This is a genomic window from Streptosporangium carneum (assembly GCF_027922005.1).
Classification (GTDB): Bacteria; Actinomycetota; Actinomycetes; order Streptosporangiales; family Streptosporangiaceae; genus Streptosporangium; species Streptosporangium carneum.
Genome location: NZ_BSEV01000020.1, coordinates 1 through 15,356, shown reverse-complemented (window position 1 = coordinate 15,356; position 15,356 = coordinate 1). Strand labels below are relative to the sequence as shown.

Sequence of the window (15,356 nt, the reverse complement as noted above, 5' to 3'; positions counted from 1 at the left end):
ACGACCTAAACTGAGGGCCGTGATCGAGGACATCTGGGTGGACCCCGCCGTCAGCGCGCTCAGGCCGGACTTCGCGGTCCTGGCCATGGGCGTGCGCGGCCTGCGCAACGGACCGACCGACGACAGGTCCAGGGCCTGGCTGGCCGAGGCGGCCGAGACGGCGGTGAGGGCCGACGACCCGAAGGTCGAGGCGTGGCGGGAGGCCTACCGGGCGTTCGGGGCCAAGCCCCAGCGGACGAGGCCGTCGGTGGACGCCCTCGTCAGGCGGATGCCGCTGCCGGAGATCAACCTGGTGGTCGACGCCTACAACTCGATCAGCGTCAGGCACGGCCTGCCGATCGGCGGCGAGGACCTGGGCCACTACGAGGGGGCGGCGAGGCTGGTCCGCGCGGAAGGGGACGAGCCCTTCGAGGTGACGGACAAGGGCGAGCCCGCGATCGACCACCCCGAGGTCGGCGAGGTGGTCTGGCGGGACGACAGGGGCGTCACCTGCAGGCGGTGGAACTGGCGGCAGTGCGTACGGACCCGGATCACCGAGGAGACCGTCGACGCGCTGTTCCTGCTCGAGCGGCTCGCGCCCATGTCGCTGGAGGAACTGCGCGCCGCGGGAGAGGAACTGGCCGGGCTGCTGGGGGGCATCAGCCCGGAGGTCAGGATCGAGTCCAGGCTCGTCGGGACCGAATGACCAGGTTCACATCACCCATATGGACCCCCCGGGGGTGACCGTTTTGAACTGTCCTGAGAGGATCAGGCGGGGAGCTGCGGTCAGAGTGGCGCAGGTCCGGGTCCAGGCGAGTAGCCTTGGACAGGTTCTCTATCATCAACGCCGATCTGCGGAAGAGGGCGATTTCCGCCGTGTCGTCTGAGTCGTCGCGGACAAACCCGCTGGCAGCCTTTGGTCAGAACGAATGGCTTGTCGACGAGCTGTACCAGAAGTACCTCCAGGACCCCGAGTCGGTGGACCGTGCCTGGTGGAATTTCTTCGCGGATTACAGCCCTGATTCGGGGGCCGGCCGTGCCGCGCCCCCGGGGGCGGCCACCGCCGCGCCCCCACCCCCGACCTCCGCTGCGGCCCCGGCGACTCCGGCGGCCAAACCGGCAACCCCCGCGCCGAAGCCCAAGGCAGCACCGGCCGAACACCCCAAGCAGGAGACGCAGTTGTCCGCCGGTGCCGAGGAAGTCCGACTCCGTGGCGCGGCCGCCCGTACGGTGGCCAACATGGAGGCCAGCCTCGTGGTGCCGACGGCGACCAGCGTGCGCGCGGTCCCGGCGAAGCTGCTCATCGACAACCGCATCGTGATCAACAACCACCTGTCGCGGGGACGCGGCGGCAAGGTGTCGTTCACGCACCTGATCGGTTACGCGGTCATCAAGGCCCTCAAGGTCCTGCCGGAGATGAACCACTCCTACGCGGAGGTCGACGGCAAGCCCGCGCTGGTCAAGCCCGAGCACGTCAACCTGGGCCTGGCCATCGACGTCGCCAAGAGCGACGGCACCCGGCAGCTGCTGGTGCCCTCGATCAAGGCCTCCGAGGACATGGACTTCCGCCAGTTCTGGGTCGCCTACGAGGACATCGTGCGCAAGGCCAGGGCCGGCAAGCTCACCGTCGAGGACTTCGGCGGCACCACGATCTCGCTGACCAACCCGGGCACCATCGGCACCGTCCACTCGGTGCCGCGCCTGATGCCGGGACAGGGCACGATCATCGGCGTCGGCGCGATGGAGTACCCCGCCGAGTACCAGGGCGCCTCCCCGGAGACGCTCTCCCGCCTGGCGGTGAGCAAGGTCATGACGCTCACCAGCACCTACGACCACCGGATCATCCAGGGCGCCCAGTCGGGCGACTTCCTGCGGCAGATCCACCGGCTGCTCCTGGGCGAGGACGGCTTCTACGACGAGATCTTCGAGGCCCTGCGGATCCCCTACGAGCCGGTCCGCTGGGTCCAGGACATCTCGGCCACGCACGACGACGACGTGGCGAAGTCGGCCAGGGTCATCGAGCTGATCCACGCCTTCCGGGTCCGCGGCCACCTGATGGCCGACACCGACCCGCTGGAGTACAAGCAGCGCAAGCACCCCGACCTCGACATCAAGTCGCACGGGCTGACCCTGTGGGACCTGGAGCGCGAGTTCGCCACCGGCGGCTTCGGCGGCCGTCCCCTGATGAAGCTGCGCGAGATCCTCGGCGTGCTGCGTGACTCCTACTGCCGCACCATCGGCGTGGAGTACATGCACATGCAGAACCCCGAGGAGCGCGCCTGGATCCAGGCGCGCGTCGAGCGGCCCCACGCCAAGCCCGACCGCGAGGAGCAGCTGCGCGTCCTGGAGCGGCTCAACACCGCCGAGGCGTTCGAGACGTTCCTGCAGACCAAGTTCGTCGGCCAGAAGCGCTTCTCGCTCGAGGGCGGCGAGTCCCTGATCCCGCTGCTCGACTCGGTGCTGTCGGCCGCCGCCGAGGACGACCTCGACGAGGCCGTCATCGGCATGGCCCACCGCGGCCGCCTGAACGTGCTGGCCAACATCGTGGGCAAGTCCTACGGCCAGATCTTCGGCGAGTTCGAGGGCAACATCGACCCGCGCAGCGCCCACGGATCCGGCGACGTGAAGTACCACCTGGGCGCCAGCGGCGACTTCGTCTCCCCTGACGGCTCCAAGCTCAAGGCCTCGGTCGTGGCCAACCCCTCCCACCTGGAGACGGTCGACCCGGTCCTCGAGGGCGTGGTCCGCGCCAAGCAGGACCTCCTCGAGCGCGGCGAGGAGGGCTTCACCGTCCTGCCCGTGCTCGTCCACGGCGACGCGGCCTTCGCGGGCCAGGGCGTGGTCGCGGAGACCCTGAACCTGTCGCAGCTGCGCGGCTACCGCACCGGCGGCACCGTGCACATCGTGGTCAACAACCAGGTCGGCTTCACCACGAGCCCGGCGAGCTCCCGCTCCAGCGTGTACGCCACCGACGTGGCCCGGATGATCCAGGCCCCGATCTTCCACGTCAACGGGGACGACCCCGAGGCCGTGGTCCGGGTCGGCCGTCTGGCGTTCGAGTACCGCCAGGCGTTCCGCAAGGACGTCGTGATCGACCTGATCTGCTACCGGCGCCGCGGTCACAACGAGACCGACAACCCGGCCTTCACCCAGCCGCTGATGTACGACCTGATCGACGCCAAGCGCTCGATCCGCAAGCTGTACACCGAGGCTCTGATCGGCCGGGGCGACATCACGGTCGAGGAGGCCGAGAGCGCGCTGCGCGACTACCAGGCCAAGCTGGAGAACGCCTTCGCCGAGACCAGGGTGGCCGCCAAGGAGCCGACCGGCGAGTTCGCCCGGCCGGTCGACATGGAGTCCATCCCCTGGTCCCACGAGGACACCCCGACGGGCATCTCCGAGGAGACCGTCAAGCGGATCGTGGAGACGCAGCTCAACCTGCCGGAGGGCTTCACCGCCCACCCGCGTCTGCTGCCGGTGCTCCAGCGCCGGGGCCAGATGGTGGCCGAAGACAAGATCGACTGGGGCATGGGCGAGACCCTGGCCTTCGGGTCGCTGCTGATCGACGGCCACCCGGTCCGTCTGGTCGGCCAGGACTCCCGGCGAGGCACCTTCACCCAGCGGCACGCCGTCCTGGTCGACCGCGTCACCGGCGCGGAGCACACCCCGCTCAAGACGTTCAACCAGGGCACCACGAAGTTCTACGTCTACGACTCGCTGCTCAGCGAGTACGCCGCGCTCGGCTTCGAGTACGGCTACAGCGTGGAGCGTCCCGACGCCCTGGTCGCCTGGGAGGCGCAGTTCGGCGACTTCGTCAACGGCGCCCAGTCCGTCATCGACGAGTACATCACCGCGGGCGAGCAGAAGTGGGGCCAGCGCTCCGGCGTCACCCTGCTGCTGCCGCACGGCTACGAGGGTCAGGGTCCCGACCACTCCTCGGCCCGCATCGAGCGCTTCCTGCAGATGTGCGCCCAGGACAACATGACCGTGGCCCAGCCCACTCTGCCCGCGAACTACTTCCACCTGCTGCGCTGGCAGACGAAGTCGAACCGGCACCGTCCGCTGGTGGTGTTCACGCCCAAGTCGCTGCTGCGGCACAAGGCGGCCACCTCCGCGGTCAGCGAGTTCACCTCGGGCTCCTTCAGGCCGGTGCTCGGCGACACCACGGTGAACCCGGCCGAGGTCCGCAAGGTCGTGCTCTGCTCCGGCAAGGTCTACTACGACCTCGCCGCCGCCCGTGACAAGCAGGGCAGGACCGATGTGGCGATCGTCCGTCTGGAGCGGCTCTACCCGTTCCCGACGAACCCGCTCGCGGCCGAGCTGGCACGCTACGGCGACAACATCGAGCTGATCTGGGCGCAGGACGAACCGGCCAACATGGGCCCGTGGCCGTTCCTGGCGCTGAAGATGGCCGAGCACCCCGACGTGTTCGGCGGACGCCCGATCAGGAGGGTCTCCCGCAAGGCGAACTCCTCCCCGGCGACCGGTTCGCACTCCGCGCACGAGGTGGAGCTGCAGCAGCAGATCCTGGGCGAGATCTACGGCCGGTAGGAAACACACAGCACGACCGGGAAGTCCCCCGCAGGAACCTCTGTGGGGGACTTCCCCGTTGATGAAGGAGAACGATGTACTTCACCGATCGGGGCATCGAGGAGCTCGTCACGCGTCGCGGCGAGGAAGAGGTCACCGTCACCTGGCTGGCCGAGCGGTTGCGCGAGTTCGTCGACCTCAACCCCGAGTTCGAGATCCCGGTCGAACGGCTGGCGACCTGGCTGGCCCGCCTCGACGACGAGGACGACTGACCAAACGCGATATATCTTGACCGTTCCACCTAACGCGACATATCGTGTTCTCAGAAGGAGGTCACGACATGCGGCAGTGGACGATCGAGAAACCGGAACAGCTCACCTTCGACGCGGTGCGCAAGCTCAACGTGCGGATCGTGGCGGGCAGACTCGCGGTGCTGGCCAGCGAGGGACCGCCCACCCTCGAGGTCACCCAGGTCGGCTCGCCCCCGCTGATCGTCACCCACGACGACGACGGCACGCTCACCATCTCCTACGAGGACCTGTCCTGGGACGGCCTGCTCGACTGGCTTCGGCCCGGCCGCAGGGAGACCACGCTGACACTGACCGTGCCGAAGGAGTGCCCGGTCAGGGCGGGAGTGGTCTCCGCGTCGGCCGTCGTGGCCGGCTTCGAGGGCCGTACCTCGGTCAAGAGCGTCTCCGGCGAGATCGTGCTCGACGGGGTGAGCGGCGAGATCCACGCCAACACCGTCTCCGGCGACGTCGAGAGCCGAGGCCTGGTCGGCGACCTGTCCTTCAAGAGCGTCTCGGGTGAGCTGACCGTGGCCCAGGGCACGCCCCACCGCCTGCAGGCCACCACCGTCTCCGGGCGGATCACCGCCGACCTCGAGCTTCCGCCGACCGGTCACGTGACGCTGAACAGCATCTCCGGCGAGATCGTGCTCCGGCTGCCGCACACGGTCGAAAGCGACGTCACCATCCGTTCCACCTCCGGCAGGCTCGACAGCGCCTTCACCGAGCTGAGCCGTAACAGTCAGGCCGGCGTGCTGAAGACGCTGTCCGGCCGGATCGGCGGAGGGATGGCCTCGTTGTCGGCGACCACCGTCTCGGCGGACGTCACACTACTGAAAGGAGAACAGGCATGAGCCCGGTCTTCGGTCACGGGCGGCTGCGCCTCTACCTCCTCAAGCTGCTCCAGGAGAGCCCCCGCCACGGCTACGAGGTGATCCGGCTGCTCCAGGACCGCTTCCTCGGCGTCTACTCGCCCTCACCCGGAACGATCTACCCGCGTCTGGCCCGCCTCGAGGAGGAGGGCCTGGTCACCCACGAGGTGGTGGACGGCAAGAAGGTCTTCACCCTCACCGACCAGGGCCGCGAGGAGCTTGAGGCCAGGGTCGACGAGCTCGCCGACCTCGAACAGGAGATCTCCGACTCGGTGCGCGACATCGCCCGCGAGGTCAAGGAGGACGTCCGCGACACGGTCAAGTCGCTGCGTGACGAGCTCACCCAGATGGCGCGCGACGTGCGCCAGGGCGCCAAGCAGGAGCAGCAGCAGGCCAGACACGAGCAGCGCGAGGCCTGGCGGGAGCAGAAGGCCGAATGGCACCGCCAGAAGGCCGAGTGGCAACGGCAGAAGCGCGAGTGGCAGCGCCAGACCCAGGAGTGGAAGCACGACTGGAAACGCGTGTGGGCGGAGACCTTCACGGGCCCCGGGTCACGGGCCGGCGACGCCGAACTCGGACAGATGCTGGTCGAGTTCGTCCAGGAGGTCCGTGAGGACGCCGCGGCCCGCCAGGTGACCGAGGAGACACTCGCCACGGCGCAGGACGCGCTCTACGACGCCGCCCGGCGCATCCGCGACGCGCTGCGGTGAAACCCCCTCCCGGACGGGGAGTCCTGAGCCGGCGCGGCCGCCCTGTCGTGGCGGGGCGGACGGCGGACGGCCGGGAACCGTCCGCCGCATGAGCCGGGGACGTGCCCGGCTCAGCCCGTCACGGTGAAGACGATCTTTCCGAAGACGTCGCCCTCGCTCATGGCCGCGAACCCCTCGCGGGCCTCGGCCAGCGGGAGCACCCGGTCGATCACCGGACGAGCACCGGTCTGCTCCAGGAAGCGGGCCAGCCTGGCCAGCTGGTCGCGGGTGCCCATGGTCGACCCGACGACGGACAGCTGCAGGAAGAAGACCCGGTTCAGGTCGGCGGGCGGCACGGCGCCGCTGGTCGCTCCGGATATGACGATCCGGCCTCCGGGACGCAGCGCCTTCAGCGAGTGGTCCCAGGTGGCCTGGCCGACGGTCTCCATCACCGCGTCGACCCGCTCGGGCAGCCGGGCGCCGCTTTCGAAGGCCTGGTCCGCGCCGAGGGCGAGGGCGCGGGCCCGCTTCTCCTCCGAGCGGCTGGTGACCCAGACGCGATAGCCGCCCGCCCTGCCCAGGACGATCAGCGCCGTGGCGACGCCACCGCCCGCCCCCTGGACCAGCACGGTCGAGCCCGGCTCCAGCCCCGCCTTGTCGAACAGCATCCGGTAGGCGGTCAGCCACGCGGTCGGCAGGCAGGCCGCCTCCTCGAAGCTGAGCGCGGCGGGTTTGCGCACCAGGTTCCGCCGAGGCACGGCCACCCGCTCGGCGAGCGTGCCGTCGTGGACCTCCGACAGCAGGGACCGCCCGGGGTCGAGCGTCTCGTCGGCGCCGCTGCCGATCACCGAGTGCACGATGACCTCCTCGCCGTTCTCGTCGAGCCCGGCGGCGTCGCAGCCGAGGACGATCGGCAGCCTTTCCTGACGGATGCCCACGCCCTTCAGGGTCCACAGGTCGTGGTGGTTGAGCGAGGCGGCCCTCACCGTGACGACGGTCCAGTCGTCCGGCGCCTCGGGTTCGGGGCGCTGTCCGAGCGTGAGCCCGGCGAGCGGGGTTTCGGGATCGATCCGCGTGGCGGTTACGGCGAACATGGCCGCACCCTACGCCCTCGGCCGCGACGGATCAGAGGCGGTTCCCGTTCCGGGAGGCCGCGTCCCGTGACCTCCCTCCCCTTCGCGGGGATCTGTCCTACCGCGTCATCCTGACCTTCACATCGGCGATCATCCGCTCTACGCTTCCGCGCTCGCCAGAGGCGGCCATGTACACCCCGTTCTCACAGGTCTCGGTGGAGAAGCCCGGTCCCTGGTCGATCTCCGGGACACCGATCGCCTCGACGTCGCAGCGCGGCGCGGGCGCGAGGACCAGCACCGGCTCCCCGCGTTCGACCGCCCCGCCGAACCAGAGCCGGGGCCCGGCCAGCTCGCCCCTGAAGACCTGGCCCGGCTCCGCCAGCCGTACGGGAGAGGCGGCGTCCAGCACGAGGTAGCCGTTCTTGGTGGTTCTGCCGCGCAGCCTCTCCGCCCACAGGAGCCGCTGCTCATAGGTCATGCCGTCCTTGTGGTCGCGCAGTGTGACGTGCCAGGGGTCGAAGTCGAACATCACGGCCTGCCCCTCCTGCCGGCTCATGGGCTGCCAGAGGGTGGCGCGACCGGCCAGCCGCCTGATCATCGGCCTGCCCTGCGCGACCTCCGCGGCGCCGCCCAGCGGCACGGTCAGCTGGCGGAACAGGCTGAAGTAGCCTTCGAGCCAGCCGCCGAGCGCGGGCCGCACTCCCTGTCCGGCCAGGTCCAGCTCGGCGGGGTAGTCGATCTCGGCCTTCGAGCCGTCGGGGAAGACGACGTCCAGGACGTCCCGGTCCCCCTTACGTCTCGGCTTGGGATGGAGCACGTTGACCGGGGCGTCGACGACGGCCGCGGAGGTCGCCGGAGCGGCGTCAGGCGTGGACGCCGGGGCGGGGAGGCTCGACGGCGGGTCGGGGTCGCGGCCGACCAGCAGACTGACGACCGGGACGGCCACGATCGCGGCCAGCACCGCGACCGCGATCCAACGCCGGGGACCGGGGGGCCCTCCGGCCTCGATGACGTCGTTCGGATCCCCGTGCACGTTCAGCTGCCTTCACGGAATACGGTTTTCGCTCATCTTCGAGCTACTCCACCCTCCGCGCCCAGGGCAAGCCGATCACGAATCAGAACCGATGTGTCACCACATCGCGACGTTCGCCGCCCGCCCCGACGGGACGGGCCCGTCGCCCCCTGGAATCCCCGCCGCGCGGGACGACGCCTTCGGGAAACGCCGGTGATTCTTCGCGACCGGCCGCGTGCGGCGCGGGTCCGACCGGCGGGAGGGTCGCCGGACGCGGTTTCCGGAGTTGTCTTTGTTACGCGAGAAATATCTGGTAACCGATGCTACCCGTGTTGTCCAAGACACCTCAGGGTCGACGTCGCAGACAGCTCCACCTGCGGAAACACTTACTCGATAAATCACGACCGCCGGTTGTTCAAATAACGGGATCGCATCGAATGGAACCGGCCCAGACTTTTCACGTCGTTCGCTCGTCGGCTCCGTGGTCCGTTCAGTAGCGTTCTGAGCGTTTCCCGGCGAGGACCGGAAAGGCAGGAGCAAGGTCTTCTTCTTCGGCTGCCCCGTGAGCTCGCACCCCGACGGGGACAGCCCCCTCACCGGGCACACCATGAAGTGGCGCCGTGTCGCCGACCGCCCGCACAGGCCATTCGGGCGGCCGACGACACGACGAGGGGCCCGGTTCCACGACCGGGCCCCTTCGCCGCGGGACCGTTCCGAAAGCGGGTCAGCTCCGGGGACGGCCCCTGAAGGAGAAGACCGGCCCGGTCGCGACGTACAGCTGGCATCCGTTGCCGTAGGTCTGCTCGAAGCGGATGAACCGGCCGTCCCAGGTGCCGGTCGCGGTCACCGTGACCGGGTCGTACTGCTCGGTGCACCTCACACCGGGCAGCGGTTCCAGCCTGGCCGGATCCCCGTGGGCGAGGATCAACGCCTCGCACGCGGCGACGGGGTCCGGATGGGTGCCGCGCGGCGGGTCGCACTCGAGCAGGGCGTGCCGGGCCACGGGAACCGGGCTCTCACCGTAGGCGAAGGTCAGCACGAGCGCCCTGACCCTGAAAGGAGGCTTGACCCCGATCGGCCTGATCGGGATGGGCGTGATCGGGACGGGCTCCCCCGGGTAGGGAGGCCGCGTCCAGATCGGCTTGTCCACGATCGGGTCGGGATCGCGGGGCGGCGGCGGTGTGGCGGCGGCGGCCGTGCCGGACATGAGCAGGAACCCGGCAGCGGCCAGGCAGAGAAGACGTCGCAAGGAATCCCCCGATTTTCGCGTGACGCCGAGTGCCGCTCAGCCTCCCGCACGCGCCCCGCTCCGGCAACGACCGACTCTCGCGTTTTCGCAGCTCATGGCCGTGTGCGGCCCGCATCCCGAACAGCCGCCGATGACGGGTAGATCAGACGTGGATCTTGGACGTTCGGTTCCGCCCGTTTGGTAACGAAATGATATCGGTCTCAACCTCTGCCCGATTTGTAGAGCTTTAACCGTTCTTTGCCTAGTACGGTCTCCACTTGTCTCTTTACGCATGCGTGGGTTGCGTCCCGAGTGACCCATGACAAAGAAGGAGCTAGATTGAACTCCCGAGCAAAGCGCCTGATCCTCCCCCTCGGCGGTGCCGTCGCGGCCACCTCCATGATCAGCGCAACCCTCGCAACCTCCGCCCAGGCGGCCCCCGACCTCAAGACGGTCACGCTGGCCTCCTCCGGCACCGCGAAGGCCATCGCGGGCTACTGGACCCCCTCCAAGCTGAAGTCGGCCAAGACGTACACCTCTGAGGGCACCGTCTCCGCCAAGCTGAGGACCGGCGCCTCCAGGGCCGCCGCCGACGGCAAGGCCGGCACCGTCGCCCCCACCGGCGAGGAGGGCAAGACCGCGGGCAGGTCCAAGAACCTGAACCTCCCCACCACCGTCGGCAAGGTCTTCTTCCTCGACGACAAGGGCCAGGAGCGCTGGTGCTCCGGCACCTCGGTGCAGTCGAAGTACCGCAACCTGGTCGCCACCGCGGGCCACTGCGTGTACGACACCGACACGAACAAGCCCTACAGCAACTTCGTGTTCATCCCCGGCTACTACCAGGGCAAGGCTCCCTGGGGCATCTACGTCGGCTCGAAGGTCAACGTCCACTACGACTTCGACGTCTACGAGGACTACGACTACGACTACGCGTTCGTCAACGTCTTCAACGGCATCAAGCAGACCGGTGTCAAGGAGGTCACCGTCTCGGAGTACGAGGCCGCGAAGGGCTTCAAGTACACCGAGGACAAGGAGATCTCCAAGGCCGAGTACGAGAAGGGCATCGACCGGTACGGCGAGAAGGGGCCGTACTGGAAGAAGTCGGCCGACCCGGATGTGGCGACGATCGGCAAGCCCGCCGACGCGGAGAAGTACATCGAGGAGTACGTCAAGGACGGCCGCGGCGGCGTCAAGCTGACCGCCGTCGAGGTCACCGAGGGCACCTACAAGGCCGCGCCCAGCGGTCTGGACAACAACGCCAAGTTCGAGCGCTTCAGCGACGACAAGGGCAAGGTCGCCATCAGCCAGGAGCAGTACAGGGAGCTGCTCAAGGACAAGGGCGACGGAAAGTTCCTCGGCAAACTCGAGGCCACCAAGGACGTCAACGGCACCGAGATCGCCTGGTACAAGACCCAGTACTTCGTGAAGAGGTGGGTCAAGACCACGGCGAAGGAGCTGTACTTCTACACGAAGTTCTACGTGGTGCTCCTGGCCGACGCGGGCCGTCTCGGCGACAACGTCGGCGGCCAGGGCTTCACCTGGAACCAGAAGACGGGCAAGAAGGTCTTCGCGTTCGGCTACCCCGCCTCCGCGCACCTGGACGGCGACAAGCCCTACAGTGGCCACACCATGAAGTGGTGCTACGGCACCACGGGCGCCGCTCCCGTCGTCTCGCAGTTCAAGGCCGAGGAGCAGCAGGCCATCAAGTGCGCCTTCACCCCGGGCGCCAGCGGCGGCCCGTTCCTGCTGCAGTACAAGAGCAGCAAGCGGACCGGTTACCTCAACGGTGTCGTGAGCCTCACGCTCGACAGCGACAAGAACAGCCGCTACGACCGGGTCACCACCCCGTACTTCAACGGTGAGACCTACGGCATCTACAAGCACGCCGCCAACCTCTGGACCGGGAAGCTTCCGGCCTAGGGTAAGGGCGTCACGCGCGTGGGAAGGCCTCTCCGCCCCGTCGTCAGGGGGGTCTTCCCACGGCTTGACGGGGTGCTTATGGCCCGGGGTGCATGCTTTTCCGGTAGCAGTGCACAATTTTCCAGTAGCGGCGTCAAAGTAGATCATCCAACTAAGCTGCCCAAAACCAAGTTGATCTGGAAAAATCACCCCTTACGTCCCTCTTCCACCTCTTGACCTGAGAAGGGAACCCCCTTCATGTCCCCCCGCGTACGGCGGTTGACGACCACACTGGGAGCCCTCGTGGCCGCCGGTGTGTTCGCGATGTCCGCGTTCGCCGGGGGCGCGAGCGCCGCCGGCGCCCGCGACGCGGACGCCTGGAGCTCCACGGCCAGCAGCATCACGTCCATCACGCTCACCAAGAACGCGGCGGACATGAAGCAGGTCGCGGAGTACTGGAGCCCCGCCAGGCTCAAGCGGGCCCAGGACAACAACCCCGCCACGCCCGAGGTCAAGCCCAGCGACGGCAGCACCGCCTCCTCCGCTCCGGTCTCCCCGAAGCCCACCGCCACGACCGGCGACGCGACGGCGACAACGGCCGCCTCCTACAGCACCGCCAGACGGACCTCGCCCGTCGTCAAGCCCACCCTGCCGACGAAGAAGCAGGCGTCGGCCGACCCACGGCCCGGCACCGTGGGCAAGGTGTTCTTCAAGATCGGCGACAAGGAGTACTGGTGCTCCGCCTCCGCGGTCGCCTCCAGGAACCACAACCTGGTCGCCACCGCCGGACACTGCGCCTACGACGCCAAACAGGGCAAGCGCGCCGAGTACTGGATCTTCATCCCCGGCTACAACCAGGGCAAGACGCCCTACGGCATCTACGTCGGCCACTCGCTCAACCTGCACGAGAACTTCACGGGCAGGGGCGACTACGACTACGACTACGCGTTCGTCACGGTGCACGACGGGTTCGTCTGGAAGCCGGGCAAGGCTCCGAACACCTACGAGATGGAGTCCGTCGGCAGCCTCGAGGACAACGTCGGCGGGCAGGGCCTGATGGTCAGCCGCGGCTTCGGGCTGTCCGTCTTCGCCTTCGGCTATCCCGCGGCTCCGCACATCGACGGCAGCAGGCCGTACGACGGCCAGAAGATGCTGTGGTGCGACGGGCGGACCTACCGGACGAAGGCGCCCACTCGCCTGGTCGAGGCGGGCGTCTCACTGGGCTGCACGTTCACCGGCGGGGCGAGCGGCGGGCCCTGGCTGATCAACTACGACCCTCAGCACGGTCTCGGCTATCTGAACGGCGTCAACAGCTTCGCCTGGGACACCGACACCGACAAGAAGTACGACCGCATCTCCTCGCCGTACTTCACCCAGTCGACCTACCTCGTCTACGAGTACGCCGAGCGTCAGCGCGCCACTTCACCTTAAGGGCGCCTTATACATGCCTTAAAAGAGGCTTAAGGGCGCCCTATATGAACTTCCATCCCATACATCCTGCATAGGTTCTTTGGCGTCCCGTGATTCCAATGCCTGTACCTGTTGCAGCGCAAGGAGCAGTCTTGAAGCGCATCCTCCTTCCCGTCGTCGGCACCGTCGCCTCCGCCGGTCTGCTGGCCGCCGGTCTGGCCGGTACCGCCCAGGCCGCACCGGACTGGGCGACCGACCCGATGGCGGTCAACAACGCCGCAGCGGTCTCGATCGTCGACTTCTGGACCGAGTCCAACAACGCCGCCCTGAAGAAGGCCACCGCCTACTACCACGACAGCACTCCGCCCAGCTGGAAGTCCGGCGGCGGTTACTCCCCCGACGGCAAGCCCGGCTCCGTGGTGCCGATCGGCGAGGAGAAGGCCACCCCGGCCATCGTCAAGAACATCAACCTCCCCAGGACCATCGGCAAGGTGTTCTGGGTCGACGCCAGCGGCCGGCCCAAGTGGGCCTCGGCCACCTCGGTGCAGTCGAAGTACCGCAACCTGGTCGTCACCGCCGCCCACAACGTCTACGACACCGCGGGCATGGGCGACCCCAAGGTCCTCGACAAGTGGGTCTTCGTCCCGGCCTACTACCAGGGCAAGGCGCCCTACGGCGTCTACGTCGGCAAGGTCGCCTGGACGCACTACGACTTCGACGTCTACGAGGACTACGACCGCGACTACGCGTTCGTGACCGTCTACAACGGCGTTCTCAACAACGGCAAGAAGCAGGTCACCCAGTCGGAGTACAAGAACTTCAGCGGGCCCAAGTGGACCGAGGGCGGCCACTACTTCATCGGCCTGTCGAAGGACGCCGGTCGCCTCGGTGACAACGTCGGCGGCCAGGGCTTCACCTGGAACCAGAGGACCGGCCAGGGCGTGTACGTCTTCGGCTACCCCGAGGCCCCGCACCCCGACGGCGACAAGCCGTACACCGGTGTCACGCCCAAGTGGGTGTACGGCAAGACCTCCGGCAAGGTCTACGTCTCGGCCGCCGAGAAGGTCGAGGAGCACGTGGGCCTCAAGGGCTCCCTCACCCCGGGCGCCGACGGCGGCCCCTGGCTCGTCAGGTACAGCAACGCCAAGCGTCTGGGCTACGTCAACGGTGTCACCAGCCTCTTCGGTGACCAGGACAAGAACGGCCGCTACGACCTGATCACTTCGGCCTACTTCGACGGCGAGACCGCCGACATCTACAAGAAGGCCGCCAACGTCTGGTCCGGCAAGATCGTCGGCCCGAACGGCGAGCTGTACAAGTAGCACCGGCCTCCTCGGAGACCGAAGAGGGGCTTCGCCCCCTGTTTTCACCGCTTCACCCCGTGGGGCCCGGCATCCGCCGGGCCCCACGTCGTTTTTGTCCGGTTTACCGGTAGATCCGAATTCCACTACGGGTTGACAGCAAGCCCGTTAGACGTAGCTCGCGGCGATTTGGTGCCATCGAAAACTGTGATCTGCATCACACGAAAAATTGATGATCTTTGTTGGGCCGTCCCACCGAAGGTTGTCACTTCATCGACCCAAAGCATTGCGATCTGCAAAAACAGGATATACGCCTCACGCAGGCAACAGGAGCACCACCCACAAAGCCTCTCCTGGAGCGGTCCAGGAGAGGTTGACCAGTCGGTTTACCGAACGGAACAGCTTCCGCTTACGAAGATCGCCCCTGTATGTTTCCGTCATCCCTTTACTGACGCCTGGGACGCAAGAGCGTTCCAGGTCAGACCAAGGAGTTCCCTTGAAGCGCATCCTCCTCCCGGCCGGTGGCGCCGTTCTCGCCTCCGGTCTGCTGGCCGCTGGTCTGGCTGGCACCGCCCAGGCCGCCCCCGACTGGGCGACCGACCCGCTGGCCGCCAACAACGCGCAGGCCACCTCGGTCGCGCAGTACTGGAGCGCGTCCAACAACGCCGCTCTGAAGAGCGCCACGGCCTACTACCACGACGCCGCCCCCACCTCCTGGAAGTCCGGTGGCGGTTACTCCCCCGACGGCAAGCCCGGTGTCGTGGCCCCGATCGGCGAGGAGAAGGTCGTCGCCGCCAAGGTCAAGAACATCAACCTGCCGAAGAACATCGGCAAGGTGTTCTGGGTGAACAAGAAGGGCGAGGCCAAGTGGGCCTCGGGTGTTTCGATCCAGTCGAAGTACCGCAACCTGGTGATCACCGCCGCCCACAACGTCTACGACACCGAGGGCGTCGGCGACTCCCACAACGTCCTTGACAAGTGGGTGTTCGTCCCGGGTTACTACCAGGGCAAGACCCCGTACGGCATCTACGTCGGCAAGACCGCGTGGACGCACTACGACTTCGACGTCTACGAGG

Annotated in this window: 11 protein-coding genes and 1 pseudogene; 9 read left to right on the top strand and 3 right to left on the bottom strand. The window is 67.8% G+C overall.

The window, feature by feature from the left end; all coding sequences use genetic code 11:
• The first annotated feature begins 19 nt into the window (after window positions 1-19).
• The 5 genes from PKF00_RS31480 (at window position 20) to PKF00_RS31460 (ending at window position 6,378) form a co-directional block, all read left to right on the top strand.
• Window positions 20-685 (top strand): B3/B4 domain-containing protein, encoded by a 666-nt coding sequence (locus PKF00_RS31480; RefSeq protein WP_271221325.1) that lies wholly within the window; start codon window positions 20-22, stop codon window positions 683-685.
• Between the two features lie 170 nt (window positions 686-855).
• Window positions 856-4,530, top strand: coding sequence for a multifunctional oxoglutarate decarboxylase/oxoglutarate dehydrogenase thiamine pyrophosphate-binding subunit/dihydrolipoyllysine-residue succinyltransferase subunit (locus PKF00_RS31475; RefSeq protein ID WP_271221324.1), 3,675 nt, complete (start codon window positions 856-858; stop codon window positions 4,528-4,530).
• Window positions 4,531-4,604: 74 nt separating this feature from the next.
• Window positions 4,605-4,781 (top strand): DUF6104 family protein, encoded by a 177-nt coding sequence (locus tag PKF00_RS31470; protein ID WP_271221323.1) that lies wholly within the window; start codon window positions 4,605-4,607, stop codon window positions 4,779-4,781.
• Between the two features lie 68 nt (window positions 4,782-4,849).
• Window positions 4,850-5,650: a DUF4097 family beta strand repeat-containing protein gene (locus PKF00_RS31465; protein ID WP_271221322.1), complete on the top strand. Its 801-nt coding sequence runs from the start codon at window positions 4,850-4,852 to the stop codon at window positions 5,648-5,650.
• Window positions 5,647-6,378, top strand: a complete 732-nt coding sequence (locus PKF00_RS31460) for a PadR family transcriptional regulator (protein ID WP_271221321.1) — start codon at window positions 5,647-5,649, stop codon at window positions 6,376-6,378. Before PKF00_RS31465 ends, PKF00_RS31460 begins: the two co-directional genes overlap by 4 nt.
• Before the next feature lie 110 nt (window positions 6,379-6,488).
• Here PKF00_RS31460 and PKF00_RS31455 read toward each other — a convergent pair whose 3' ends face one another.
• The 3 genes from PKF00_RS31455 to PKF00_RS31445 form a co-directional block, all read right to left on the bottom strand.
• The gene (locus PKF00_RS31455) at window positions 6,489-7,451 is read right to left on the bottom strand and encodes a zinc-binding dehydrogenase (RefSeq protein WP_271221320.1); all 963 of its coding nucleotides are present in this window, start codon (window positions 7,449-7,451) and stop codon (window positions 6,489-6,491) included.
• 97 nt (window positions 7,452-7,548) lie between these two features.
• Window positions 7,549-8,463, bottom strand: coding sequence for a hypothetical protein (locus PKF00_RS31450; protein WP_271221319.1), 915 nt, complete (start codon window positions 8,461-8,463; stop codon window positions 7,549-7,551).
• Window positions 8,464-9,166: 703 nt separating this feature from the next.
• Window positions 9,167-9,691 carry an SSI family serine proteinase inhibitor gene (locus PKF00_RS31445; RefSeq protein ID WP_271221318.1) on the bottom strand — a complete coding sequence of 175 codons (525 nt, stop codon included), beginning with the start codon at window positions 9,689-9,691 and terminating at the stop codon, window positions 9,167-9,169.
• 318 nt (window positions 9,692-10,009) lie between these two features.
• On the opposite strand from PKF00_RS31445, the gene PKF00_RS31440 reads away from it, so the two are divergent.
• From PKF00_RS31440 to PKF00_RS31425, 4 genes and pseudogenes are all read left to right on the top strand, one after another.
• Window positions 10,010-11,590 (top strand): trypsin-like serine peptidase, encoded by a 1,581-nt coding sequence (locus PKF00_RS31440; RefSeq protein ID WP_271221317.1) that lies wholly within the window; start codon window positions 10,010-10,012, stop codon window positions 11,588-11,590.
• A 237-nt stretch (window positions 11,591-11,827) separates the two neighbouring features.
• Entirely contained in the window at window positions 11,828-13,000 is a 1,173-nt protein-coding gene (locus PKF00_RS31435) for a trypsin-like serine peptidase (RefSeq protein ID WP_271221316.1), read from the top strand.
• A 131-nt stretch (window positions 13,001-13,131) separates the two neighbouring features.
• The gene (locus PKF00_RS31430) at window positions 13,132-14,301 is read left to right on the top strand and encodes a trypsin-like serine peptidase (RefSeq protein WP_271221315.1); all 1,170 of its coding nucleotides are present in this window, start codon (window positions 13,132-13,134) and stop codon (window positions 14,299-14,301) included.
• 475 nt (window positions 14,302-14,776) lie between these two features.
• Window positions 14,777-15,356 (top strand): annotated as a pseudogene (locus tag PKF00_RS31425) (trypsin-like serine peptidase); the annotation flags it as partial.

Coding starts and splice junctions, on each gene's coding strand:
- PKF00_RS31460 (WP_271221321.1), top strand. CDS start 5,647: ATGAGCCCGGTCTTCGGTCACGGGCGGCTGCGCCTCTACCTCCTCAAG.
- PKF00_RS31455 (WP_271221320.1), bottom strand. CDS start 7,451: ATGTTCGCCGTAACCGCCACGCGGATCGATCCCGAAACCCCGCTCGCC.
- PKF00_RS31435 (WP_271221316.1), top strand. CDS start 11,828: ATGTCCCCCCGCGTACGGCGGTTGACGACCACACTGGGAGCCCTCGTG.
- PKF00_RS31465 (WP_271221322.1), top strand. CDS start 4,850: ATGCGGCAGTGGACGATCGAGAAACCGGAACAGCTCACCTTCGACGCG.
- PKF00_RS31470 (WP_271221323.1), top strand. CDS start 4,605: ATGTACTTCACCGATCGGGGCATCGAGGAGCTCGTCACGCGTCGCGGC.